Consider the following 24,233-nt stretch of genomic DNA (forward strand, 5'->3'; position numbering starts at 1 on the left):
TTAAAACAAAATCAATTTTTATCAACGTTATATTCATAACAAATAATACAGATCAATGCAAAAGAGTCAAGTTTTTTTTACGATTATTTAAACTTAAAAATGATATTTATCGAAATAAAGTAAATTGTATTGCTTAAATTACTTTATCATATTTTTCTATAAATCAACATATTTTTATTAAAATCACTAATAATAGAATTTGTTTCTGGAAATATTTTATGCCATAGCAAACAAGAATGAGCAGCTTGAAATACTAACATACCAATTCCATGTGAAAAAAAACGTATCTTGTTTTTTATACACCAATCAATAAAAGACGTAGTACCATTAACATGGTAATTTATATCGTAAAAATAAGTACGTGGGGAAAAAATATGAGCAGGAATAAAATAATTCTCTAATTGCACACATTTTGACCTTGCGTTAATAATTAAATCAAAATGTATTTTTTTTTTATAATTTATTGTAAAATTTTTTATCTTTCCATATTTGCAAAATTGCAAAACTAATTTTTCAGCATTTTCAAAAGTGCGATTAAAAATAAAAACTGAACATCCAAATGATAATAATTGAAATATAATCCCACTCACAACCCCACCAGCACCTAATACTAATACTGAATATGTTTTTTTTATAAACTTTAATCTTATTAAATCATACAACAGTCCAATTCCATCAGTATTATCACCTAAAATATGTGAATTATCTATTTTTTTTAATGTATTAACAGATCGCGCAATTTTTGCTCTATACGTCAATTTATTCGCAAAAAGATAAGCTTCTTTTTTGAAAGGAGCAGTAATATTTGCTCCATCCCCACATTCTTTAAAAAATTTTATCATTGTAGAAAAAAAATCGCTCAACTCAACATTTACAGCATGATAAACATATGGAATACCAATGTTTTTTGAAAAAAAATTATGAATTTTAGGTGATTGACTATGATTAATTGGGTTTCCGAATACAGCATAATTAAATTTTTTGCATTTGAACATATCGAATAAATTTTCCATTGATAATATTAATTATTGTAGAAGGGTGTTTTTCATAGCCTATTTCTCCATCTAGTAATGGAAAATTTTCTCCAAAATTTTTAACAACTTCTTCACGAGAAATACATGGTTTCATTTTTGAAATATTAGCACTTGTAGATATTAATGCTTTTCCAAAAAAATTACATAGTTTAATTATACCGCAATGTGCACTAATACGTACAGCAACAGTATTTAAACCCCCATTTAACCAATATGGAACAGAAGATTTTGCTGGTACTAAAAGGGTAAATGGACCAGGCCAATAAAAAAACATTTTTTTCTTTTGTGCCGATGATAAACAATGTTCATCAATATACATTTTTATTTGTTCATAATGTGCTGCTACTAGTATAAACCCTTTTTTTACACATCTTTTTTTTAATAATAATAATTTTTTTACTGCTTGAAAATTAGAAGGATCACATCCTAATGCGAACATTGACTCTGTAGGATATGCAATAACATGATTTTTATTTAACATTTTAACACAATAAATCAATGAATTCATAAAATAATCTTTATTCATCAACATTCATCTTATGCAAATAATATTTTGTAATGTTGTAACTTAGAAAATACTTAATACATCAATTTTTTTATCGCATAATCACTAATCATATAAATTTTATCAATTATTTTGTAACTAGATATATTAAACAATATAATTAACATTATTCATTTACAATGATAAAAATTTCATGTATAAATACTTAATACTATAGTCCAATCAAAATTGTTTACACATATTTCTACAGTTAAAAATCTAATTATGATAATAATAATATTAAATCATAATAATGAATATTAAAAAAGATCATTCTGTATTTCTATAGAAAAAATAAGAATGTTATTTATCAATATTTTTTGACATAAAATAAAACATTTTATACAAAAACATTGTTTTGTCTAATACAAAAAAATAATAAATATCTTTTTTCAATCTAAATTTAATAAATCGTGCATTCAATAGTCATAATTAATAACTACGTTAAATAAATTATCAAAATGTCACTTAAATAAGCATGTTATTCTATTAAATATAAAATCCTTAAAAAACACGATAAAAATTTAAACATTTTTAAAAAACTTTATTTAAACTACTGTATTTTTCGTAAAAATAAAAAAATCAATAATATTCAGATATTTAAACTGTTATCATTATTTTAAAAATTAGATTTATCATACAATTTGATTTGCAAAAACAACACTTCACGATAAACTATCAATTATAAAAAAATAACTTATGTTTACCTAACATTTAACTACCTGATAATTAAATATATGTCGCATTTTAAAATACTTCATTATCCTGATCAACGATTAAGAATCGTTGCTAAACCTGTAAAAAATATCAATAAAAACATAAAAAACATTACAAAAAACATGATTTATATCATGAATCAAGAAAACGGAATTGGTTTAGCAGCAACCCAAATTAACGTTCAATTACAAATAATAGTTATCTATGCAACAATAAAACAAAAAAAAAACATTTTAACATTAATCAATCCACAAATTATAAAAAAAAACGGATGTATTAGTGTCGAAGAAGGTTGTTTATCTATCCCTGAATATCGTGCTTTCGTACCACGATCAAATTACATAACAGTCCAAGCGATTAATTTATCTGGAAAAAATGTTAAAATAGAAGCAGAATCAATAACATCAATTTGTATACAACATGAAATTGATCACTTAAATGGAAAATTATTCATTGATTATCTTCCAACAGCTCAACAACAAGAAATTTACAAAAAATTTATAAAAAATAGATTAAATCGTAACAAAAAAATATTTTACTAAAGAGAAAAAATTTGGAAATATTAAAAATTATTTTTGCTGGAACTTCACATTTTTCTGCACAACATTTATTATCGTTATTAAATCTATCATATAATGTCGTGTCTATTATTACTCAACCAGATCGTCCGTGTGGACGAGGACAAAAAATTATTTTTTCACCTATAAAATTATTGTCTATCAAATATAATATCCCACTATTACAACCATCTAATCTGCATGAAGAACAGTTTCAAAAAAAAATATCACAATTACATGCAAACATAATGATTGTTGTTGCATATGGAAGAATAATACCTAAAAACATTCTTACTATGTTCTCAAAAGGATGCATTAATGTCCATGCTTCACTTTTACCAAGATGGAGAGGGGCGACACCAATTCAATCATCTATTTTAAACGGCGATAAAGAAACAGGTATTAGCATCATTTATATGGATGAAAAACTTGATCATGGTGATATAATACATTCAAGAAAATGTGATATCTCGCCAACCGACACAACATTTAGCTTATCTGAAAAATTAAAAAAAATTGGCATATGCACATTATTGGAAGCTTTAAAAAAAATTCAATATAATAATGTCATCAAACGCAAACAAAATGAAGAAAATGCTACTACATCGAAAAAAATTTTTAAGCAAGACGCTTTACTAAATTGGAAATTAGAAGCTAAACAATTAGAACGATTAATACGCGCATTTAATCCATGGCCTATTTGTTACTTTATAGTTCAAAAAAATATCATAAAAGTTTGGAAAGCTAGCGTAATAAAACATACATTAGCTAATGTTTCAATAGGAGAAATTGTGTCTTTTAACAAACAAGGCATTCAAATAAATACATCGCATAAAATATTAAATATTGAAAAAATACAATTTCCTGGAAAAAATATTATAGATATTCAAAAAATACTTAAATCAAAAAAAACATGGTTTAAATTAGGTACAATTATTTAAAAACATGAGCAAACGGTATTTATTCCGTTTGCTTTATATAAAAACAATCTATCTGAAATAACAAAAAAATATTTTATTAAGATTTATTTAAAAAAATTTGTTACTTAGTAATATTTTTAATATCCTTTTTTTTCACACGATTGACCAATTCAACATAAGCCATTGGCGCTTTATCTCCAACCCGAAAACCACATTTTAAAATACGCGTATAACCACCTAATCGATTAAAAAACATAGGGCCTAAACATTTAAATAATTTTACTACTACTTCATTATTCCGAATACGAGAAAATACTAATCGTCTGTGTGCAACGGTATCTATTTTAGATAATGTAATCATTGGCTCTACAATACCACGCAACTCTTTTGCTTTAAATAATGTTGTTTTAATGATCTCATTTAAAAATAAAGAACATGCCATATTTTTTAACATTAAACGACGATGTTCACTTTTACGATTTAATTGGCGACCTCTGCAACGATGACGCATAGATTTACCTTTTATATATTTTATGTTACTAGACAATATTTAGATTATTCTTCTACAATATTTGATGGCGGCCAACTATTTAATTTCATACCTAGAGATAAATTTCGAGCCGCTAATATATCTTTAATTTCTGTTAAAGATTTTTTTCCCAAATTTGGTGTTTTTAACAATTCGACTTCTGTTTTTTGTACTAAATCACCAATGTAATGTATAGATTCTGCTTTTAGACAATTTGCAGATCGAACTGTAAGCTCTAAATCGTCTACCGGACGTAATAAAATAGGATCAAATTCTGGTTTTTTTTCTTCTACTTCAGGTTCACAGACATCTCTTAAATCAACAAATGCTTCCAACTGTTCCGCTAAAATAGTTGCTGCACGTCTAATGGCTTCTTCTGGATCAATAGTACCGTTTGTTTCCATTTCAATAACCAATTTATCTAAATCAGTTCTTTGTTCTACACGTGCAGCTTCTACGTTGTACGAAATACGATCTATAGGACTATAACACGCATCTACTAATAAACAACCAATACGTCTTGAATCATCTTCTACATGCATACGAGACGAAGCAGGAACATACCCTCTTCCGCGTTTTACTTTTATTCTCATGTCAATGGAAGCATGTTCATCGGTTACATGACAAATAACATGATCTGGTCTAATAATTTCAACATCACTGTTATGTACAATATCTGCCGCAGTAACTACACCGATACCTGATTTTTTTAAAGTGATCAAAACCTCATTTTTTCCATGTAGTTTTATAGCTAACCCTTTTAAATTTAACAATATTTCTAAAACATCTTCTTGTATGCCCTCTTTAGTACTATATTCGTGAAGTACGCCATTAATTTCAACTTCTGTTACTGCACATCCAGGCATAGAAGAAAGAAGAATTCTGCGTAATGCATTTCCAAGTGTATGACCAAACCCTCTTTCTAATGGTTCTAAAGTTACTTTAGTGTGAGTAGTACTAATTTGTTCAATATCAACTAATCTGGGTTTCAAAAAATCATTGATAGAATTCTGCATGCTACTCTCTCTTCAATAACAGATTTTTACTTAGAATAAAGTTCAATAATTAAATGTTCATTAATTTCTGAAGATAAATCAGAACGTGCAGGAAATGTTTTAAAAACACCTTCCATTTTAGAAACATTGACTTCTAACCATATTGGTTTTTCTCGCTGATCAACTAATTCGAGAGAAGCCTTGATACGTGATTGATTTCGTGCTTTCTCTCGCACCGAAACTCGGTCACACGGTGATACATGATACGAAGCAATATCAACAATTTTTTCGTTTACACAAATAGATCTATGATTGATCAATTGTCGCGATTCAGCACGTGTACAACCAAATCCCATACGATAAACTATGTTATCTAATCTACTTTCCAATAATTGTAATAAATTCTCCCCAGTATTACCTTTAACACGAGCAGCTATTTTATAATATATTCTAAATTGACGTTCTAACACGCCATACAATCGTCTTACTTTTTGTTTTTCGCGCAATTGAATTGCATAATCAGATAATCTTGGTTTTCTATTTCCATGTTGTCCAGGTGATTGCTCTAATTTGCATTTAGAATCTATTGACCGTAATCCTGATTTAGAGAACAGATCAGTACCTTCACGTCGACTTAATTTTAACTTTGGGCCTAAATATTTTGCCATTATTTTCTCCAATGATTCTAAAAATTTATACACGACGTTTTTTAGGTGGACGGCAACCATTATGTGGAATAGGAGTAACATCAGTAATATTTGTAATACGAAATCCAGAGGCATTTAAAGCACGAATAGTAGATTCTCTACCTGGACCCGGTCCTTTTACCATGACTTCTAAATTTTTTATGCCATAATCTTTCACTATTTCTGCACAGCGTTCTGCTGCAATTTGTGCAGCAAAAGGAGTTGATTTGCGTGATCCTCGAAAACCAGATCCACCAGAAGTCGCCCAGCCTAAAGCATTTCCTTGTCGATCTGTAATAGTCACAATAGTATTATTGAAAGACGCATGAATGTGTGCAATACCATCTAAAATTTGTTTTTTTACGCGTTTTCGTGCGCGGGCTAAATTTTTTACCATATTTAATTACCTAAATTATTTTTTTATTGCTTTTCGCGGTCCTTTGCAAGTTCTGGCATTAGTTTTAGTTCGCTGTCCATGCACTGGAAGATGTCGTCGATGACGTAGACCACGATAACAACCCAAATCAATTAAACGTTTTATATTTAAAGTTTTTTTTCTTCTTAAATCCCCTTCAATCACGTATTTTGAAACATGCTCTCGTAATAATTCAATTTGTTCTATATTTAAATCCATAATTTTCGCCGATACAGGAACATTTGCTGCTAAACAAATTGCTTGAGATAATTTTTTTCCGATACCATAGATTGCAGTTAATGCAATTATAGTATGCTGATTTTCAGGAATGTTAATACCTGCAATACGTGCCATATAAAAATCCTACAATTAATTATAATATAAAAGACCATATTTTATGTATTTTATCTATGTCAATTATTTAATAAAAAATTACCCTTGACGTTGTTTATGTTTAGGATCAATTTTACAAATAACTCGAACAACATTATTGCGTTTTATAATTCTGCAATGTCGACAAAGAATTTTTACCGAAGCTTGTACTTTCATATCTTTTCCAATAATTTCATAATTTGAATTTATCAATTAAAATTAGCTTTTTTTAAAACAGAATCGTATTTACCAGACATAACTAACGTTTGAATCTGTGTAATAAAATCCATAATCACGACAACTACAATTAATAAAGAAGTGCCGCCAAATGAAAACGGAACATTCATAATACTACGCATAAATTCTGGTATCAAACAAATGAATACAATATATAATGATCCTATTCCAGTTAATTTTAACATTATTCTTTTAATATACTTAGCTGTTTGTTCGCCTGGTCGAATACCTGTAATAAATGCACCTGACTTCTTTAAATTATCCGCTGTTTCTCGCGGATTAAAAACTAAACTTGTATAAAAAAAGCAAAAAAATATTATGGAAAGCGCATATAATATTATGTACAATGGTTGATTAGGTTGCAAATAATATATAATTTTCTTTAAAAAAATCCATTTATTACCAATACCAAACCATGATACAATTGTTATAGGAAAGAGAATAAGACTAGAAGCAAAAATAGCTGGCATAACTCCTGACATATTAATTTTTAGAGGCAAATGAGACGTTTGAGCGATATAAGTACGTCGACCGTGGTAACGTTGAGCATAATGCACAATTATTTTTCTTTGACCTTTTTCAATAAAAACAACAAAAAAAACCACCAAAAAAATTAATAATATAGCAAAAAAAAATAAAAAAATACCTAACTCACCTTGTCTAGTTTGTTCAATAGTATGAGCTATAGATGCAGGCAAACCTGATATTATTCCTACGAAAATGATAATAGAAATACCATTTCCGATACCTCGTTCTGTAATTAACTCGCCTAACCACATTAAAAACATCGTACCAGTTATTAAACTGATAATTGCAACAAAATAAAAACACCAATCAACATGAACAATAATCTGTTTCATTACTGATATATGAGATAAACTGCTAACAATACCAATAGATTGAAATACAGATAATATTAATGTGGCATATCTAGTATATTGATTAATTTTATGCCGACCCGATTCGCCATCTTTTTTAATTTCAGACAAAAACGGTATTACTAATGTCAATAATTGAATAATAATAGAGGCAGATATATAAGGCATAATACCTAAAGCAAAAATAGACGCACGACTTAACGCGCCGCCAGAAAAGATATTAAACATATCAATAATAGTACCTTGTCGATCGTTTAATATTTTCGATAAAATCGTAGTGTCAATTCCAGGAATAGGAATAAAAGAACCAAATCTAAAAATAATCAATGCTACTATTAAAAAAATAATTCTTTGTTTTAATTCATTAAAATTTTTTTGAGTATGTTTAAGTGCTAATTCGAATTGTTTAATCATTATTTACTGATTATCCTTCAATTATACCACCAAATTTTTCAATTTCAGAACGAGCGCCTTTAGTCACCAGCAAACCTCGAATCTTTAATGAACGATTTATCTTTCCTGAGAAAATTATTTTTACATGTTTGATATTTTTACGGATGATGTTCTTTTTTTTTAAAGTATCAAGATCAATAATAGAATTCGATAAATTTTCTATTTCTGATAGACGTACTTCAGCAACAAAATTTTTTTTTCGTGAATTAAAACCAAATTTAGGTAATCTTCTGTACAAAGGCATTTGACCACCTTCAAAACCTCGACGAATTCTACTACCAGATCTGGATTTTTGACCTTTATGACCCCGACCGGCAGTTTTACCAAAACCTGAACCAATGCCTCTTCCTAGTCGTGTTCGACTTTTTCGAGATCGATAAGCCGGTGATAAAGTATTCAAATACATATTTATACCTCTTGAACATTCAAAATATACGCAATTTTATTTATCATACCTCGAATTGAAAGTGTATCTTGACGTACGACAGCATGTCCAATATGACGCAAACCCAATCCATTTAAAATTTTTTTATGTTTAGGTAACCTTCCAATAGCACTTTTAATCTGAGTAATTTTGATTTTTTTCATTTAATAAAATTTATCCTAATATATCATAAATTTGTTTATTTCTTTTAGCTGCAATCATATTTGGAGATTTCATATTACTTAAACCATCCATAGTTGCACGCACCACATTTATTGGATTAGTAGAACCATACGTTTTGGCCAAAACATTATGCACTCCTGCTACTTCTAATACTGCACGCATTGCCCCTCCCGCAATAATTCCCGTTCCGTCTGAAGCAGGTTTCATAAATACGTTTGATCCGGTATGTGTACCCTTTAAAGCATATTGTAAAGTTTTATTTACTAAGGGTATTGTAATCATGTTACGTTTTGCTTGCTCCATTGCTTTTTGAATTGCAGCTGGCACTTCACGAGCTTTTCCATAACCGAAACCAACACGTCCTTTACCATTTCCGACAACAGTTAATGCTGTAAATGAAAATATACGACCACCTTTAACTGTTTTAGAAACGCGATTTACTGTAATTAATTTTTCTTTTAATTCAATATTATTTTTTTTTTCAATCATAGCCATGATATAATTTATCACCTCAAAACTTTAGTCCAAAACTTCGCGCAGATTCTGCTAATTCTTTTACACGACCATGATATTTAAAACCAGATCGATCAAAAGAGACATGACGTATTTTTTTTAATAAAGCTCTTTCTGCAATTGTTTTTCCTATTATAAAAGCAGCTTCTTTATTACCAGTATATTTTAAACCGCATCGTATTTTTTTTTCTACTGTAGATGCACAAGCTAATACTTTAAATTCCGAAGAAATAATCTGAGCATAAATATGACGTAAGGTACGGTGCACTGTTAACCGCACTACACCTAAGTTTTGAATTTTTTTTCGTGTTTTATTAGATCGCCGTATACGAGAAATTATTTTTTTATTTCTGAAAAACATCATTTTACTTTTTTTTGGCCTCTTTTATGCGAACTATTTCGTTAGAATAACGAATTCCTTTCCCTTTATATGGTTCTGGTATACGATAAAAACGTAAATTAGCTGCAACTTGACCTACTAATTGTTTATCTATACCAGTAATATTAATCTCTGTTGTTGAAGTAATTTCTACATGAATTCCTTTCGGAAGATGATATATAATGGGATGAGAATAACCTAAAAACATATTAATAATATTACCTTCGCTTATCGAAACACGATATCCTATTCCAGAAAGTTGTAATTTTTTATTAAATTGCTTCGACACACCTAAAACCATAGAATTTACTAAAGATCTAGATGTACCTGCCTGCGCCCAACTATCAGAAAATTCTAAACGCGGTAAAAAAAATATTTTATTTTTTGAATATTTAACTTCAACTGAAGGATGGATCATGCGTGAAAGATGACCATATTTTCCCTGAACAAATATTAATTGTAAATTCAATTTTACATCAACATCTTCAGGAACAACAATTGGACGTTTAGCAATACGAGACATATTTTCTCCATTTTTATGCTATATAAAAAATAACTTCACCGCCTAAACCCATTTGTCGTGCTATACGATCAGTTATAATTCCTTTAGAAGTAGAAATAACAGCTACTCCTAAACCAGACATAACTTTAGGTAATTTATTTTTTTTAACATATATCCGTAAACTAGGTCGACTGACACGTGTAATCAGTTCTATAACAGATTTTCCTTTAAAATATTTTAAAATTATCTCTAATCTTGATTTATAATCAGAGTTTTTTTTGACTTGAAAATCTTTAATATAACCTTCTTGTTTCAGTAATTTGGCAATTGATATTTTTAATTTAGAAGAAGGTAATAAAACAGAACACTTATTAGCTGATTGACCATTTCGAATACGAGTTAACATATCTGCTATCGGATCTTGCATACTCATTTTTGATCTTCCTATATCCGAAAAATTAAATTTTACCAACTAGATTTTTTTAAACCCGGAATTTCACCTTTCATAGCAGCTTCTCTTACTTTCATTCGACTCAGTCCAAACTTACGTAAAAATGCATGCGGTCGACCAGTTTGACGACATCTATTTCTTTGACGGGAAGGACTAGAGTCACGAGGAAATGTTTGTAATTTTAAAACTGCCATCCATCGTTCTGATTCTGATAAAAATATATTAGAAATTGTTTTTTTTAACTCAATACGTTGTGCATAAAATTTATTAGCTAATTTTACACGTTTTAACTCGCGTGCTTTCATCGATTGTTTAGCCATAAAATAACCTTTTTTTATTTGCGAAAAGGAAAATTAAAAGATGATAATAATAAATGACCTTCATTATCAGACTTAGCAGTTGTGGTAATAGTTATATTTAAACCACGTACACGATCGATTTTATCGTAATCAATTTCTGGGAAAATAATTTGTTCTCTGATTCCTAAACTATAATTTCCTTGACCATCAAATGCATTTTTTGATAAACCTCGAAAATCACGAATACGAGGAATAGCAATTGTAATTAATCGTTCAAAAAAATCCCATTTTCTTTGACCACGCAATGTTACTTTACAACCAATCGGATAACCTTTTCTAATCTTAAAGCTAGCAATAGATTTACGAGCTTTAGTAATTAATGGTTTTTGACCAGATATTGCCGTTAAATCTAAAACAGCGTAATTAAGTACTTTCTTATCATTTGCGGCTGCACCTACACCCATATTTAAAGTGATTTTATCAATTTTAGGAACTTGCATAACAGAACTTAAATTTAATTTAGTCATAAGATCGTTAACGACTTTTAATTTATAATAATTGTATAACGTTGTCATGTCCATATTCCTATGTATTAAATCAATTTGCCATTAGATTTAAAAAAACGAACTTTTTTTCCTTTTTCGTATCTAAATCCAACACGATCGGACTTTTTAGTTTCAGAATTAAAGATAGCAATATTTGACACATGAATAGGAGCTTCTTTTTCGATGATACTACCACTTTTATTTTGAGATGGAATTGGTTTTTGATGTTTTTTTACTAAATTTACGTGATTAATAATTACTTTATCAAAAGACAAAAAACTTTTAATCGAACCAGTTTTACCTTTATTTTTTCCTGTTAAAATGATAATGTTATCATTATAACGTAATTTTGATGCCATGTTTATGTTCCTTTAATATTTATTGCACTATAATACTTCTGGAGCTAATGAAATAATTTTCATAAATTTTTCCGTTCTAAGTTCACGAGTTACAGGCCCAAAAATACGAGTACCAATCGGCTGTTCATTATTATTTAAAACTACACATGAATTGCTATCAAAACGAATTATAGAACCATCAGAACGTCTCACCCCTTTCTTTGTTCTAACGATTACTGCTTTTAACACTTCTCCTTTTTTTACTTTTCCTCTTGGAATCGCTTCTTTAACTGCAATTTTAATTATATCACCAATATTAGCATATCGACGACGTGAACCACCTAATACTTTAATGCACATCGCAGAACGCGCACCAGAATTATCAGATACTTTTAAGATAGTTTGTACTTGAATCATAAATTTTGTGTTCCAAAAATTTTATTTAAAAAATTGATTATAATAAAATATAAATCATTTTCACCATATAAAAAATTACATTTTCTTATACAATACATATATTTGCTAAACAATTGCTTTTTCAATAATTCGCACTAATTTCCAAGATTTTGTCTTAGAAATGGGACGACATGCACAAATTTCTACAATATCATTAACATTGCATATATTTTTTTCATCATGAATATGAATTTTAGTAGTGCGTTTAACAAATTTTTTATAAATTGCATGTTTTACAAAACGCTCAATAGCTACAATTGCAGATTTTTGCATTTTATTTTTAATAATTCGACCTTGCAAAGTACGAATCTTATCTATCATAAAACATTTTCCTTTTCCGTCAATAAAGTTTTTATTCGTGCAATATTTTTTCGCACGTTGCGTAATAAATGCGGTTGTTTTAACTTGCCAGACACTGACTGCATGCGTAAATTAAATTGTTCTCGCAACAACTGTAATAATTCTACTTTAAGATCATTTATATTTTTTTTACGAAATTCTATAATTGTTTTCATTACATTATTGTCTTAATTAAAAAAGTTGTTTTAATTGGTAATTTTGCTGCAGCTAATTTAAATGCCGCTCTCGATTCTTGTTCTGTAATTCCATCTATTTCATAAAGAATTTTACCTGGTTGAACTAAGGCTACCCAATATTCAACATTACCTTTTCCTTTACCCATTCTTACTTCTAATGGCTTTTGAGTAATAGGTTTATCAGGAAAAACACGAATCCAAACTTTGCCTTGTCGCTTGATACAACGAGTGATTGCGCGACGTGCAGACTCAATTTGACGAGCAGTTAAACGTCCACGATCAATTGCTTGAAGGCCAAAAGATCCAAAATGTATCTCGGTACTATTTGATAAACCACGATTACGACCTTTATGCATTTTTCTAAATTTAGTACGTTTCGGTTGCAACATCTCTCTAATCTCCTTATATTTTACTTACGGTATTTACGATGTTGCTTTTTTGTTTTTATAGGTAGTTTTTCTAATTTTTCAATTTCTGTCATACCACCTAATATTTCACCTTTAAAAATCCACACCTTTACCCCGATAACTCCATATGTGGTATACGCTTCTGAAGTACTATAATCAATATCTGCACGCATGGTATGCAATGGAACTCTACCTTCTCGATACCATTCTCTTCGTGCAATTTCTGCTCCTCCTAAACGACCACTAACTTCAACTTTTATCCCTTTTGCACCTTGTCGTATAGCGTTTTGTACCGATCGTTTCATAGCTCTTCGAAACATAACTCTGCGTTCTAATTGAGATGTAATATTATCTGAAACCAGTTTAGCATCTAATTCTGGTTTGCGCACCTCAGATATGTTAATCTGAACCGGTACAGAAGTGATTTTTGCAATGGCAATCCTGAGTTTTTCAACATCTTCACCTTTTTTTCCAATAACAATTCCTGGTCTAGCAGTATAAATTGTAATACGAATACTTTTAGCAGGTCTTTCGATAACAATACGAGAAATAGATGCTTTTGATAATTCTTGTGTTAAAAATTGACGGACTTGATGATCACTGTATAAATAATTAGAAAACTCTTTAGTATTTGCAAACCACACTGAATTCCATTTTTTTACTATACCTAGTCGCATGCCATGGGGATGTACTTTTTGACCCATTATTTATTCTCCTGAAATGTTAACAATCAGATACAATAACAGTAATATGGCTAGTGCGTTTTAAAATACGATCCGCACGACCTTTCGCACGTGGCATCATACGTTTTATTGTTGAACCTTCATTAACAAAAACATTTTTTATTTTTAAGATATTTATATCAGAACCATTATTATGTTCTGCATTCGCTATAGCTGATGAAAGCACTTTTTTTACAATATTCGCTGATTTTTTTTTAGAAAATTTTAAAATATTTAATGCTTGCAAAACCTTTTTTCCACGTATTAAATTTGTAATTAAACGAATTTTTTGAGCTGAAGAACGAACTTGCAGGTGTCGCGCAAAAGTTTCCATTTTTTACCTCTTTTTTGTTAACGTTTATTAATTTTTTTGTCAGCACTGTGTCCTCTATAAGTACGTGTTACAGAAAATTCTCCTAATTTATGACCTACCATTTCTTCGGTCACAAAAATTGGAATATGTTGACGACCATTATGCACAGATATTGTCAAACCTACCATATTCGGAAAAATTGTTGAACGTCGCGACCAAGTTTTTATAGGTTTTTTATTATTACATGCTATTGCTTTTTCTACTTTTTTAAATAAACTAACATCAATAAAAGGACCTTTTTTAAGAGAACGTGGCATAAAATTAACCTATATAATTATTTACGACAATGATTTAAAATAAACTTTTCAGTACGTTTATTTCGTCTAGTTTTTTTTCCTTTAGTTTGTATTCCCCATGGCGTTACCGGGTGTTTACCAAAATTTTTCCCTTCACCACCCCCATGAGGATGATCAATAGGGTTCATAGCTGTTCCTCGAACAGTTGGGCGTCTTCCTATCCAACGCGACGCTCCAGCTTTTCCCAAAACTTTTAACATATGTTCTGCATTACCTACTTCTCCTATAGTAGCTCTGCAATTAGATTCAGTTTTTCTTAGTTCACCAGATCGTAATCGTAAAGTAGCATACTGTTCATTACATGCTACTACTTGAACATAACTACCTGCCGAACGAGCTATTTGACCGCCTTTTCCAGGTCTCATCTCTACATTGTGCACAATAGAACCAATGGGTATTTTTATAATTGGTAACGTATTTCCTATTTTTATAGGAACATTTAATCCAGATGAAATTACATCACCTATTTTTAAATTTTTAGGAGCTAAAATATATTTTCTTAAACCATCTTTATACAAAATTAAAGCAATATTAGAAGAACGATTAGGATCATATTCAAATCGCTCTACCACGCCTTCTATATTATCTTTATTTCTTTTAAAATCTATTATTCGATATGCTCTTTTATGTCTACCTCCAATATGACGCGTCGTAATTCTTCCAACATTATTACGACCACCGCTTTTAGTATTTTTAGTCAAAAGTAAAGAATATGGTCTGCCAGTATACAATTTTTTATTAACAACTTTTATCGCATGACGACGACCTGGAGATGTTGGTTTACATTTCACAATTGTCATTCTTGATTCTCCAATTACTCGGATTGTTTTATAAAATCTATATTATGTCCTTTTTTGACTTTTATATATGCTTTTTTCCAATTTTTTTGCTTAATAGTGCGATTAGATTGACGTTTTCTCTTACCTTTTATGTTTAAGGTTGTTACACTATCCACTTCTATATTAAATATTTTTTTTACTGCATTGTTAATTTCGTGTTTAGTCGAATTTTTCGCAACTTTTAAAACAACAGTATTAAATTTGTCGACTGATATAGATGCTTTTTCAGATATATGCGGTGCAAGTAATACCTTAAGCAATCGTTCTTCAGATATCATGAAAGAATGTCCTCAATTTTTTTAATTGCTTTAATTGTTATAACAACATTTTCGAAATTAATTAAGCTAATTGGATCAATTGAATAAACATTTTTTACTTTTACAAAATATAAATTTCTTGAAGCAAGAATAAGATTCTTATCATCTTTTTCTGTAATAATGAAAACTTTATTTAAATTTTCATCTTGTAATTTTTTAATTAACATTTTCGTTTTAGGCATTTTCAATGAAAAATCTTCAAAAACTATTAATCGTTTTTTACGCGCTAATTCAGAAAAAATGCTTTTTAAAGCACCGCGATACATTTTTTTATTAATTTTTTGACTATATTCTTTTGATTTAGCCGCAAATGTCACTCCACCAGAGCGCCAAATTGGGCTTCGAAAAGATCCTGCTCGTGCACGACCTGTTCCTTTTTGTTTCCATGGCTTTCTACCAGAACCGGATACCTCCGCTCGACTTTTTTGCGCTTTTGTGCCTTGACGATTAGATGCAGAATATGCAACAACTACCTGATGAATGAGAGATTGATTAAAGTCGCAATCAAAAATATTTGCAGAAACATTAATAACACCTTGAATGTCTTTCACGGCTAATTCCATATTTTACTCCTTATTCCTCAAATTTTTACAGCCGGTTTAACAATAATATCGCTCCCAGTTGCGCCTGGAACCGCTCCTTTTACTAAAATGAGATTTTTATTTTCGTCAATTTTAATTACATTTAAATTTTGTATCGTAACTCGATTGTTTCCCAATTGACCTGCCATTTTTTTTCCTTTAAAAACTCTACCGGGTGTTTGATTTTGACCAATAGAACCAGGAACTCTATGAGACAACGAATTTCCATGTGTTGCGTCCTGAGTGCGAAAATTCCAACGTTTTACAGTACCACAAAATCCTTTTCCTTTTGAAATACCTGTAACATCGACTTTTTTTACATTTTTAAAAATATTTATTTGAATATTTTCACCAACGTTAAAATTTAAATTTTGAGAAATTCGAAATTCCCATAATCCACGTCCAGGAACAACACCTGATTTTAAAAAATGACCTGCTTGAGGTTTTTTTAACTTATTTTTTTTCTTCACTCCAGTAGTAATTTGAATTGCATGATAAAAATCGGTATTCATACTTTTTACTTGTGTGATTCTATTTTCTTGTAATTCAATTACTGTAACAGGTATTGCTGTTCCTTCTTGAGTAAAAATACGCGTCATGCCTAATTTCTTTCCAACTAAACCAATCATATTAACACCTTTATATGTCTATATAACTATGTCATCCCAAGCTGATTTGTACATCAACACCAGCAGCAAGATCTAATCGCATAAGTGCATCAACAGTTTTTTCTGTAGGTTCAACTATGTCAATTAAGCGCTTATGCGTACGAATTTCATATTGATCTCGTGCATCTTTATTTACATGTGGAGATATTAAAATAGTAAAACGTTCTTTACGTGTAGGAAGAGGAATGGGGCCACGCACTTGTGCTCCAGTTCTTTTAGCTGTTTCGACAATTTCGGTAGTAGATTGATCAATTAATCTATGATCAAAAGCTTTTAAACGAATGCGAATTCTTTGGTTCTGCATTAGACCAGAACTCCAATATTATATATAAAAATGAAAAATTTACCTTCTCTCATAAATATGAAACAAGGAGAGTAGATGTAACTAATACAGTATGTAATCCTGATGATCACAGGAATGTTATACAAATTTAATATATATAGAAATAAAAATATTATAATATATATTTATGATTTTATTGTATTATAGTTATATGAGTACAAAAACATATTATCAATATATCATATAAATAATCAAGAAAAGAGCATTCTATACTCTTTTCTTAATAAATTCAACTCAAGGTGCCAATATAAAAAAATCTGATCAATTTTTTAAGTATTACGTTAATACTTTTGAAACTACTCCTGCGCCAACTGTACGACCTCCTTCGCGTATTGCAAATCGTAATCCATCAGCCATTGCGATCGGATTAATTAAAGTTACAGTCATCTTTACATTATCTCCGGGCATAACCATTTCAACATCTTTTGGTAACTCAATTGAACCTGTTACGTCAGTTGTACGAAAATAAAATTGAGGACGATAACCTTTAAAAAATGGTGTATGACGACCGCCTTCTTCTTTAGATAACACATATACTTCAGATTCAAATGTCGTATGAGGATGAATACTACCTGGTTTTGATAATACTTGACCACGTTCAATTTCATCACGTTTTGTACCACGTAATAATATACCTACATTTTCTCCTGCACGTCCCTCATCCAATAATTTTCTAAACATTTCAACGCCAGTACAAATAGTTTTAGTCGTTTTTTTAATACCTACAATTTCTACTTCTTCACCAATTTTAATAATACCTCTTTCAACACGTCCAGTTACTACTGTACCCCGTCCTGAAATAGAAAACACGTCTTCTATTGGCAATAAAAAAGGTTGATCTATTGCTCTTTTAGGTTCTGGAATGTAATTATCTAAACACTTAGATAAATTAAAAATTTGCTCTTCCCATTCCGGTGCGCCTTCAAGTGCTTTCAAAGCAGATCCGCGAATAATAGGAGTATCATCTCCAGGAAAATCATATTGTGTTAATAAATCACGAACTTCCATTTCAACTAATTCTAATAATTCTTCATCATTAACCATATCACATTTATTAAGAAACACAACAATATACGGCACACCCACTTGTCTACCAAGTAAAATATGTTCACGTGTTTGCGGCATAGGTCCATCAGTTGCTGCAACTACTAAAATTGCACCATCCATTTGCGCAGCTCCAGTAATCATATTTTTGATATAATCTGCATGACCAGGACAATCTACATGAGCATAATGTCTAAATTCCGTATCATATTCTACATGTGAAGTATTGATAGTAATACCCCGCGCTTTTTCTTCTGGTGCATTATCAATTTGATCAAAAGCACGTGCAGAACCACCATATTTCTTTGATAAAACAGTTGTAATAGCCGCAGTTAATGTCGTTTTTCCGTGATCTACGTGACCAATTGTTCCTACATTTATATGAGGTTTTAAACGTTTAAATTTTTCTTTAGACATAATATACTTCCTTAATCAAGATATTTTTTAAAAAAAATTATTATATATATTCTATAATAAAATTTTATTTTTCCCGTTTTTCAATAATCATGTTAGCGATATTAGCAGGAGCTTCCGTATACTTTAAAAATTCCATAGAATATGATGCTCGTCCTTGTGTTTGAGAACGTAAATCAGTAGCATATCCGAACATTTCAGATAATGGAACGCAAGCTTTAATAATTTTTCCAATAATTAAATCTTGCATACCCTCAATTACTCCTCTTCGTCGATTTAAATCACCTATAACATCTCCCATATAATCATCTGGTGTTTCAACTTCTACTTTCATAATTGGCTCTAATAAAATTGGACGTGCTTTTTTAAAACCATTTTTAAATGCTATCGAAGCAGCTAACTTAAAAGCTAACTCTGATGAATCAACGTCATGGTAAGACCCAAAGTAAAGACGTACACCTATATTGACAACAGGATACCCTGCTAAAGGACCAGATTTTAATTGCTCTTGAATTCCTTTATCAATTGCAGAAATAAATTCATTTGGTATTACCCCTCCTTTTATATCATTAATAAAAGTATATCCTGCATTTCCTGATGTTAATGGAAATAACTCAATAACAACATGGCCATATTGACCCCGACCACCAGATTGTTTAATATATTTTCCCTCAACATTTTGTACATTGTCTAGAATTGTTTCACGATATGCTACTTGAGGTTGACCGACATTTGCATCAACATTAAATTCACGTTTCATACGATCAATAATAATTTCTAAATGTAATTCACCCATTCCCGAAATAATTGTTTGATTGGATTCTTCGTCAGTCCGTACTCGAAAGGATGGATCTTCTTTTGCTAAACGATTTAATGCAATTCCCATTTTCTCTTGATCGACTTTTGTTTTAGGTTCTACAAAAATTGAAATAACTGGTTCAGGAAATTCCATACGTTCTAAAATAATAGGATTGTTCAAATCGCATAAAGTATCACCAGTAGTAACATCCTTTAATCCAATAGCTGCTGCTATGTCTCCTGCATGTACCACTCTAATTTCTTCTCTCTTATTTGCATGCATTTGTACAATTCTACCAAATCGTTCTCGTTTTGATTTTGTAGAATTCAAGACAGTATCTCCAGATTTTACTATACCTGAATATACGCGAAAAAAAGTTAAATTACCCACAAATGGATCATTAGCCACTTTAAACGCTAGCGCGGAAAAGGGTGCATTATCATCTGATATTCTTATTTCAGGAACATCAATATTTTTACTTACAACTCCATGTATATTTTGAATATCATTAGGTGCAGGAAGATACTCAATAATTGAATCTAATAATGTCTGCACACCTTTGTTTTTAAAAGCAGAGCCACAAGTTATAAGCACAATCTCGTTGCTCAGTGATCGTTCCCTTAATGCACATTTGATGTCGCTTTCAGATAACACAATTCCATTTAAATATTTTTCCATAAGATGTTCATTGGACTCTACTGCAGATTCAATTAAATTTTGATGCCACTGTTCTGATAATGCAATCATTTCACCAGGAATATCATTATAGATAAAAGTTATACCTTGATCTGATTCCTGCCAATAAATCGCTTTCATTTTAATTAAATCCACAACACCAGAAAATTTTTCTTCTGCACCAATAGGTAACTGTAAAGGTACAGGATTTGCACCTAATCGTGTTCGCATTTGATTTACTACGTGTAAAAAGTTTGCACCTATACGATCCATTTTATTAACGAATGCTATTCGTGGAATATTATATTTATTTGCTTGACGCCATACTGTTTCTGACTGAGGTTGAACTCCACCGACTGCACAATACACCATAACAGCACCATCTAAAATGCGCATAGAACGTTCGACTTCAATAGTAAAATCAACATGACCTGGAGTATCAATAATATTAATGCGATGCGACTTAAATTGTTTTGCCATGCCACTCCAAAAAGCAGTAGTAGATGCTGACGTAATTGTAATGCCTCGTTCTTGTTCTTGTTCCATCCAGTCCATGGTAGCTGCTCCGTCATGCACCTCACCAATCTTATGATTAATTCCTGTATAAAATAAGATTCTTTCAGTCGTGGTAGTTTTTCCTGCATCTATATGAGCACTAATTCCAATATTGCGATACTGAGAAATGGGAGTAATACGAGACATGATCATTCTCTTACATGTTTATATTTTAAAAAATGAAGCTTGATGAGCTTATTTAAGATAATCTCTTTGATATAATTCAAAAAGCAATTTAAAAGAATCTAAATTTTCATACAATTTACCAACGATAATGAGCAAATGCTTTATTCGCTTCTGCCATACGATGCACTTCTTCTTTTTTTTTCACTGATGCTCCTTTATTTTCTAAAGCGTCGTATAATTCATTAGATAAACGTAACGCCATTGATTTGTCCAGTCTCTTTCGTGCAGATTCTACAATCCAACGCATGGCTAAGGCATTTCTTCTAACTGGACGTACTTCTACAGGAACTTGATACGTTGATCCACCAACACGACGAGATTTGACTTCTACTATTGGACGTACATGCTCTAAAGCTAATTCAAATACTTCTATTTCTGTTTTATGTGTACGCTGAGATAATAATTTTAATGCAGTATATACAATCGCTTCTGCAATAGATTTTTTTCCATCAATCATTAAAATATTTATAAATTTAGCTAATAGTTCTGAAGAAAATTTTGGATCTGGTAATATCTTTCGAATATGAACGATACGACGACGTGACATAATAAAACCCTTTTCCAATTGAAACATAAAAATATAATAAGACAATATTGCCATTGCACAATACTTTAAACTTTTACTTTCTTGACTCCATATTTTGATCTACTTTTTTTTCTATCTTTAACACCAGCACAATCTAATGATCCTCTGACAATATGATATCGTACGCCAGGTAAATCTTTTACACGTCCACCTCGCATTAAAACCACAGAATGCTCTTGTAAATTATGACCTTCACCACCTATATATGCGGTCACTTCAAAACCATTTGTTAATCGAACGCGACATACTTTTCTTAATGCTGAATTAGGTTTTTTAGGTGTAGTAGTATAAACGCGTGTGCACACACCTCTTTTTTGAGGATTACCATTCAAAGCAGGAACGTTACTTTTTATTACTTTTCGTGAACGAGATTTTCGGACCAATTGATTAACTGTGGCCATATAAATAATACTCCTATTTTTACATGTGTTTTGAAATTATAAACATAATATAAAATTAAAATGCTATTATGTAATTTTTTTAGAATTGGAAGATAAGATTAAATAACTCAGAAAAAATTTACCAAGTCATTTGTGTTTTATGTTTAATTGTTAGTGACACGAAATGAATATAACTGATTAACGTAAATTTTTTAGAAATGTTTTTGTTGATTCCTCGAGCATAAACATCTTCTCGAATAATGTATAATTTTGCTGAAGAACATATTAATTTTTTTAAAAAAACATTATCAATTAACGCAATTAATACGCCGTCTTGCAATGCTAAAAAATCATCTGTTTCTTTTAACATATTCATGATAAGAGAAAAATTAGTCTCAAAAGGAGATTTCATTAAAACATGTAGCATCTTAATTTACCTTAAAAATTTATAATTGCATCATAACTATCTAATTTCAATCGTAACAAATCTACGTCTAATATGTTTACATTTAATATAAAATTATGTTGTAAACTTAACCCTCTTTGTATTAATGACAATTTACAACAATATAAATCTTTAATGTCGTATAAAGACAAAATAGGAAAAGCGGCTGTATAATCGCGAGACAAAATATTTTCTGATCCAATATTTTTTTGTATTTGAAAAACACCATCATTGATAAAAAATACACTTATCTTGTTAATGATAGAGGAAATGCTAAAGATAGCATCTAATCCTTCTCTTCCAAGACTGGTTCCATGCGGTGCATGAGAAAAAACAAATGCAATTTCTTTCATAAAAATTAAAATAAAATATTAAAATTGTACTATTCGATCACAAATTTTGATTGAATAAGCTAATTCAACTAGCCCGCTCAACTGAAAACCAATTGCTAAATTATTTTGCTTATCATTTACATTATTCATAGTTACATTATTCGTTACACCTCGTCTAAAAGCAGATCCAATACAAACATATAGATTTACATAATATTTTTTACTTAATTCTTGCCAAGCCTTAGTTAAATTAAACTCATCAGAAGCAGGTGTATTCATTTTATTAGCGTTTAAAACACCATCACAATAGAAAAATACACTATATAATTTATGTTTAGTTGTAACTAAAGACTGACAAAATAAAAATGCAGTGCTAGCATTCTGCGTGCCATAAGCAGCACCCATAACCAATATAGTAAAATTCATATTTCATAATTTACCAAAAAAATTTTATTTAAAGATACGTATAAAGATATTATTTAACATTTATAACGTCTAATAATTCTATATCAAAAATTAAAGTAGAATTTCCTGGAATACCACTAATTTCTCGCTCTCCATACCCTAAATTTGGTGGAATTACTAATTTTATTTTTCCTCCTTTTCCAATGTATCTTAAACCCTCTTGCCAACCTAATATAACATCTTTTAACATTAATGATATCGGTTGTCCTCTTTGATATGAGTTATCAAATTCTATACCATTAATAAATGATCCTCTATAATGAACAGTAATTTGCGCATTATTTTTTAATATTTTTTCTTTTCCTTCTCTTTTAATAATATATAAAAGACCACTATTGGTTTTTTTTACTCCTTTCATTTCCAAAAGTTTTTCCATATATAATTTTCCATGTATTAAATTTTCTTTCGCATCTTTTTTTAATTGAATTATTGTTGCATTTTTTAACTTATCTTCCAATTCTTTAAGTAATAAAGACACCTCTATCTCTGGTATTTTTGTATGTCCAGTAATAGCGTCTCGAACTCCTTTTAAAAGATCATACTTATTTAATCTTACACCTATTTTCTTTTGCTTTTCAAAAGATTGATTAATATAATTACCTAACGATGTACCTAATGCATAAGATAATTTTTCATGATGATTTTTAAATATATTTTTTACTTCTAAGTAATGTTTTGTATCATTATAAAATTGTATAGGCGTTCCTGAAAAAGATTTTGAAGTATATAAAAATATGTAAAAAAATATTATTTTCTTTAGAAGTAAAAAAAACATATATTAATCCAAAAATATAGGGAATATCTCGTATAATTAAAAAATCACAATCTATCAAATGTGTAATT

At 30.0% G+C, this 24,233-nt stretch carries 40 protein-coding genes; 2 read left to right on the forward strand and 38 right to left on the reverse strand.

The window, feature by feature from the left end:
• Positions 1–146: 146 nt before the first annotated feature.
• Positions 147–995: a shikimate dehydrogenase gene (gene aroE / locus ICW73_01625; GenBank protein ID QNS01671.1), complete on the reverse strand. Its 849-nt coding sequence runs from the start codon at positions 993–995 to the stop codon at positions 147–149.
• Positions 973–1,515 (reverse strand): Sua5/YciO/YrdC/YwlC family protein, encoded by a 543-nt coding sequence (locus ICW73_01630; protein QNS02104.1) that lies wholly within the window; start codon positions 1,513–1,515, stop codon positions 973–975. Before ICW73_01630 ends, aroE begins: the two co-directional genes overlap by 23 nt.
• Before the next feature lie 800 nt (positions 1,516–2,315).
• Between ICW73_01630 and def the strand changes: the two genes are divergently transcribed.
• Positions 2,316–2,837: a peptide deformylase gene (def, locus tag ICW73_01635; GenBank protein QNS01672.1), complete on the forward strand. Its 522-nt coding sequence runs from the start codon at positions 2,316–2,318 to the stop codon at positions 2,835–2,837.
• Positions 2,838–2,848: 11 nt separating this feature from the next.
• Positions 2,849–3,793, forward strand: a complete 945-nt coding sequence (locus tag ICW73_01640; protein ID QNS01673.1) for a methionyl-tRNA formyltransferase — start codon at positions 2,849–2,851, stop codon at positions 3,791–3,793.
• A gap of 100 nt (positions 3,794–3,893) precedes the next feature.
• Here the strand turns inward: ICW73_01640 and rplQ are convergent, their stop codons facing one another.
• From rplQ to fkpA, 36 genes are all read right to left on the reverse strand, one after another.
• A complete protein-coding gene (rplQ, locus tag ICW73_01645; protein QNS01674.1) occupies positions 3,894–4,283 on the reverse strand; it encodes a 50S ribosomal protein L17 in 390 nt (129 codons plus the stop codon).
• A gap of 44 nt (positions 4,284–4,327) precedes the next feature.
• On the reverse strand, positions 4,328–5,317 hold the full coding sequence (gene rpoA, locus ICW73_01650) for a DNA-directed RNA polymerase subunit alpha (GenBank protein ID QNS01675.1): 990 nt from the start codon (positions 5,315–5,317) through the stop codon (positions 4,328–4,330).
• 26 nt (positions 5,318–5,343) lie between these two features.
• Positions 5,344–5,964, reverse strand: a complete 621-nt coding sequence (gene rpsD, locus ICW73_01655) for a 30S ribosomal protein S4 (GenBank protein ID QNS01676.1) — start codon at positions 5,962–5,964, stop codon at positions 5,344–5,346.
• A gap of 25 nt (positions 5,965–5,989) precedes the next feature.
• Complete coding sequence (gene rpsK / locus ICW73_01660; protein QNS01677.1) at positions 5,990–6,379, reverse strand: 30S ribosomal protein S11; 390 nt, start codon at positions 6,377–6,379, stop codon at positions 5,990–5,992.
• Between the two features lie 15 nt (positions 6,380–6,394).
• A complete protein-coding gene (gene rpsM, locus ICW73_01665) occupies positions 6,395–6,751 on the reverse strand; it encodes a 30S ribosomal protein S13 (GenBank protein QNS01678.1) in 357 nt (118 codons plus the stop codon).
• Between the two features lie 78 nt (positions 6,752–6,829).
• A complete protein-coding gene (rpmJ, locus tag ICW73_01670) occupies positions 6,830–6,946 on the reverse strand; it encodes a 50S ribosomal protein L36 (protein QNS02105.1) in 117 nt (38 codons plus the stop codon).
• Positions 6,947–6,978: 32 nt separating this feature from the next.
• Positions 6,979–8,298: a preprotein translocase subunit SecY gene (gene secY, locus ICW73_01675; protein QNS01679.1), complete on the reverse strand. Its 1,320-nt coding sequence runs from the start codon at positions 8,296–8,298 to the stop codon at positions 6,979–6,981.
• Between the two features lie 10 nt (positions 8,299–8,308).
• Positions 8,309–8,743: a 50S ribosomal protein L15 gene (gene rplO, locus ICW73_01680; GenBank protein QNS01680.1), complete on the reverse strand. Its 435-nt coding sequence runs from the start codon at positions 8,741–8,743 to the stop codon at positions 8,309–8,311.
• A 2-nt stretch (positions 8,744–8,745) separates the two neighbouring features.
• On the reverse strand, positions 8,746–8,925 hold the full coding sequence (gene rpmD / locus ICW73_01685) for a 50S ribosomal protein L30 (GenBank protein QNS01681.1): 180 nt from the start codon (positions 8,923–8,925) through the stop codon (positions 8,746–8,748).
• Between the two features lie 10 nt (positions 8,926–8,935).
• Entirely contained in the window at positions 8,936–9,439 is a 504-nt protein-coding gene (rpsE, locus tag ICW73_01690) for a 30S ribosomal protein S5 (GenBank protein QNS01682.1), read from the reverse strand.
• Between the two features lie 16 nt (positions 9,440–9,455).
• Positions 9,456–9,821 (reverse strand): 50S ribosomal protein L18, encoded by a 366-nt coding sequence (gene rplR / locus ICW73_01695; protein QNS01683.1) that lies wholly within the window; start codon positions 9,819–9,821, stop codon positions 9,456–9,458.
• A gap of 1 nt (position 9,822) precedes the next feature.
• A complete protein-coding gene (rplF, locus tag ICW73_01700) occupies positions 9,823–10,359 on the reverse strand; it encodes a 50S ribosomal protein L6 (GenBank protein QNS01684.1) in 537 nt (178 codons plus the stop codon).
• 13 nt (positions 10,360–10,372) lie between these two features.
• Positions 10,373–10,771, reverse strand: a complete 399-nt coding sequence (gene rpsH, locus ICW73_01705) for a 30S ribosomal protein S8 (protein QNS01685.1) — start codon at positions 10,769–10,771, stop codon at positions 10,373–10,375.
• 32 nt (positions 10,772–10,803) lie between these two features.
• Positions 10,804–11,109, reverse strand: coding sequence for a 30S ribosomal protein S14 (rpsN, locus tag ICW73_01710; GenBank protein QNS01686.1), 306 nt, complete (start codon positions 11,107–11,109; stop codon positions 10,804–10,806).
• A gap of 14 nt (positions 11,110–11,123) precedes the next feature.
• Positions 11,124–11,663, reverse strand: a complete 540-nt coding sequence (rplE, locus tag ICW73_01715; protein ID QNS01687.1) for a 50S ribosomal protein L5 — start codon at positions 11,661–11,663, stop codon at positions 11,124–11,126.
• Between the two features lie 17 nt (positions 11,664–11,680).
• Positions 11,681–11,992, reverse strand: coding sequence for a 50S ribosomal protein L24 (rplX, locus tag ICW73_01720; protein QNS01688.1), 312 nt, complete (start codon positions 11,990–11,992; stop codon positions 11,681–11,683).
• Positions 11,993–12,019: 27 nt separating this feature from the next.
• Complete coding sequence (gene rplN / locus ICW73_01725) at positions 12,020–12,388, reverse strand: 50S ribosomal protein L14 (GenBank protein QNS01689.1); 369 nt, start codon at positions 12,386–12,388, stop codon at positions 12,020–12,022.
• A 105-nt stretch (positions 12,389–12,493) separates the two neighbouring features.
• The gene (rpsQ, locus tag ICW73_01730; GenBank protein ID QNS02106.1) at positions 12,494–12,745 is read right to left on the reverse strand and encodes a 30S ribosomal protein S17; all 252 of its coding nucleotides are present in this window, start codon (positions 12,743–12,745) and stop codon (positions 12,494–12,496) included.
• The gene (rpmC, locus tag ICW73_01735; protein ID QNS01690.1) at positions 12,745–12,942 is read right to left on the reverse strand and encodes a 50S ribosomal protein L29; all 198 of its coding nucleotides are present in this window, start codon (positions 12,940–12,942) and stop codon (positions 12,745–12,747) included. Before rpmC ends, rpsQ begins: the two co-directional genes overlap by 1 nt.
• On the reverse strand, positions 12,942–13,352 hold the full coding sequence (gene rplP, locus ICW73_01740; protein QNS01691.1) for a 50S ribosomal protein L16: 411 nt from the start codon (positions 13,350–13,352) through the stop codon (positions 12,942–12,944). Before rplP ends, rpmC begins: the two co-directional genes overlap by 1 nt.
• A gap of 20 nt (positions 13,353–13,372) precedes the next feature.
• The gene (gene rpsC, locus ICW73_01745) at positions 13,373–14,074 is read right to left on the reverse strand and encodes a 30S ribosomal protein S3 (protein ID QNS01692.1); all 702 of its coding nucleotides are present in this window, start codon (positions 14,072–14,074) and stop codon (positions 13,373–13,375) included.
• Between the two features lie 19 nt (positions 14,075–14,093).
• Positions 14,094–14,426: a 50S ribosomal protein L22 gene (gene rplV, locus ICW73_01750; protein QNS01693.1), complete on the reverse strand. Its 333-nt coding sequence runs from the start codon at positions 14,424–14,426 to the stop codon at positions 14,094–14,096.
• A gap of 17 nt (positions 14,427–14,443) precedes the next feature.
• A complete protein-coding gene (rpsS, locus tag ICW73_01755) occupies positions 14,444–14,722 on the reverse strand; it encodes a 30S ribosomal protein S19 (protein QNS01694.1) in 279 nt (92 codons plus the stop codon).
• Between the two features lie 17 nt (positions 14,723–14,739).
• Entirely contained in the window at positions 14,740–15,561 is an 822-nt protein-coding gene (gene rplB, locus ICW73_01760) for a 50S ribosomal protein L2 (protein QNS01695.1), read from the reverse strand.
• Between the two features lie 14 nt (positions 15,562–15,575).
• The gene (gene rplW, locus ICW73_01765; GenBank protein QNS01696.1) at positions 15,576–15,878 is read right to left on the reverse strand and encodes a 50S ribosomal protein L23; all 303 of its coding nucleotides are present in this window, start codon (positions 15,876–15,878) and stop codon (positions 15,576–15,578) included.
• Positions 15,875–16,480, reverse strand: coding sequence for a 50S ribosomal protein L4 (rplD, locus tag ICW73_01770; GenBank protein QNS01697.1), 606 nt, complete (start codon positions 16,478–16,480; stop codon positions 15,875–15,877). The genes rplW and rplD overlap by 4 nt, the downstream gene beginning before the upstream one ends.
• Positions 16,481–16,497: 17 nt before the next feature.
• Positions 16,498–17,127, reverse strand: a complete 630-nt coding sequence (gene rplC / locus ICW73_01775) for a 50S ribosomal protein L3 (protein QNS01698.1) — start codon at positions 17,125–17,127, stop codon at positions 16,498–16,500.
• Between the two features lie 31 nt (positions 17,128–17,158).
• A complete protein-coding gene (rpsJ, locus tag ICW73_01780; GenBank protein ID QNS01699.1) occupies positions 17,159–17,470 on the reverse strand; it encodes a 30S ribosomal protein S10 in 312 nt (103 codons plus the stop codon).
• 315 nt (positions 17,471–17,785) lie between these two features.
• Complete coding sequence (gene tuf, locus ICW73_01785; protein ID QNS01700.1) at positions 17,786–18,970, reverse strand: elongation factor Tu; 1,185 nt, start codon at positions 18,968–18,970, stop codon at positions 17,786–17,788.
• Between the two features lie 64 nt (positions 18,971–19,034).
• Positions 19,035–21,143 (reverse strand): elongation factor G, encoded by a 2,109-nt coding sequence (gene fusA, locus ICW73_01790; protein ID QNS01701.1) that lies wholly within the window; start codon positions 21,141–21,143, stop codon positions 19,035–19,037.
• A gap of 115 nt (positions 21,144–21,258) precedes the next feature.
• The gene (rpsG, locus tag ICW73_01795; GenBank protein QNS01702.1) at positions 21,259–21,729 is read right to left on the reverse strand and encodes a 30S ribosomal protein S7; all 471 of its coding nucleotides are present in this window, start codon (positions 21,727–21,729) and stop codon (positions 21,259–21,261) included.
• A 65-nt stretch (positions 21,730–21,794) separates the two neighbouring features.
• A complete protein-coding gene (gene rpsL, locus ICW73_01800; GenBank protein QNS01703.1) occupies positions 21,795–22,169 on the reverse strand; it encodes a 30S ribosomal protein S12 in 375 nt (124 codons plus the stop codon).
• Positions 22,170–22,287: 118 nt separating this feature from the next.
• Positions 22,288–22,575, reverse strand: a complete 288-nt coding sequence (tusB, locus tag ICW73_01805) for a sulfurtransferase complex subunit TusB (protein QNS01704.1) — start codon at positions 22,573–22,575, stop codon at positions 22,288–22,290.
• Positions 22,576–22,586: 11 nt separating this feature from the next.
• Entirely contained in the window at positions 22,587–22,946 is a 360-nt protein-coding gene (tusC, locus tag ICW73_01810; GenBank protein ID QNS01705.1) for a sulfurtransferase complex subunit TusC, read from the reverse strand.
• A gap of 18 nt (positions 22,947–22,964) precedes the next feature.
• The gene (gene tusD, locus ICW73_01815) at positions 22,965–23,351 is read right to left on the reverse strand and encodes a sulfurtransferase complex subunit TusD (GenBank protein QNS01706.1); all 387 of its coding nucleotides are present in this window, start codon (positions 23,349–23,351) and stop codon (positions 22,965–22,967) included.
• A 49-nt stretch (positions 23,352–23,400) separates the two neighbouring features.
• Entirely contained in the window at positions 23,401–24,165 is a 765-nt protein-coding gene (fkpA, locus tag ICW73_01820) for an FKBP-type peptidyl-prolyl cis-trans isomerase (protein QNS01707.1), read from the reverse strand.
• Between the last annotated feature and the right edge of the window lie 68 nt (positions 24,166–24,233).

This window comes from Buchnera aphidicola (Pentalonia nigronervosa) (genome assembly GCA_014622685.1).
Classification (GTDB): domain Bacteria; phylum Pseudomonadota; class Gammaproteobacteria; order Enterobacterales; family Enterobacteriaceae; genus Buchnera; species Buchnera aphidicola_BD.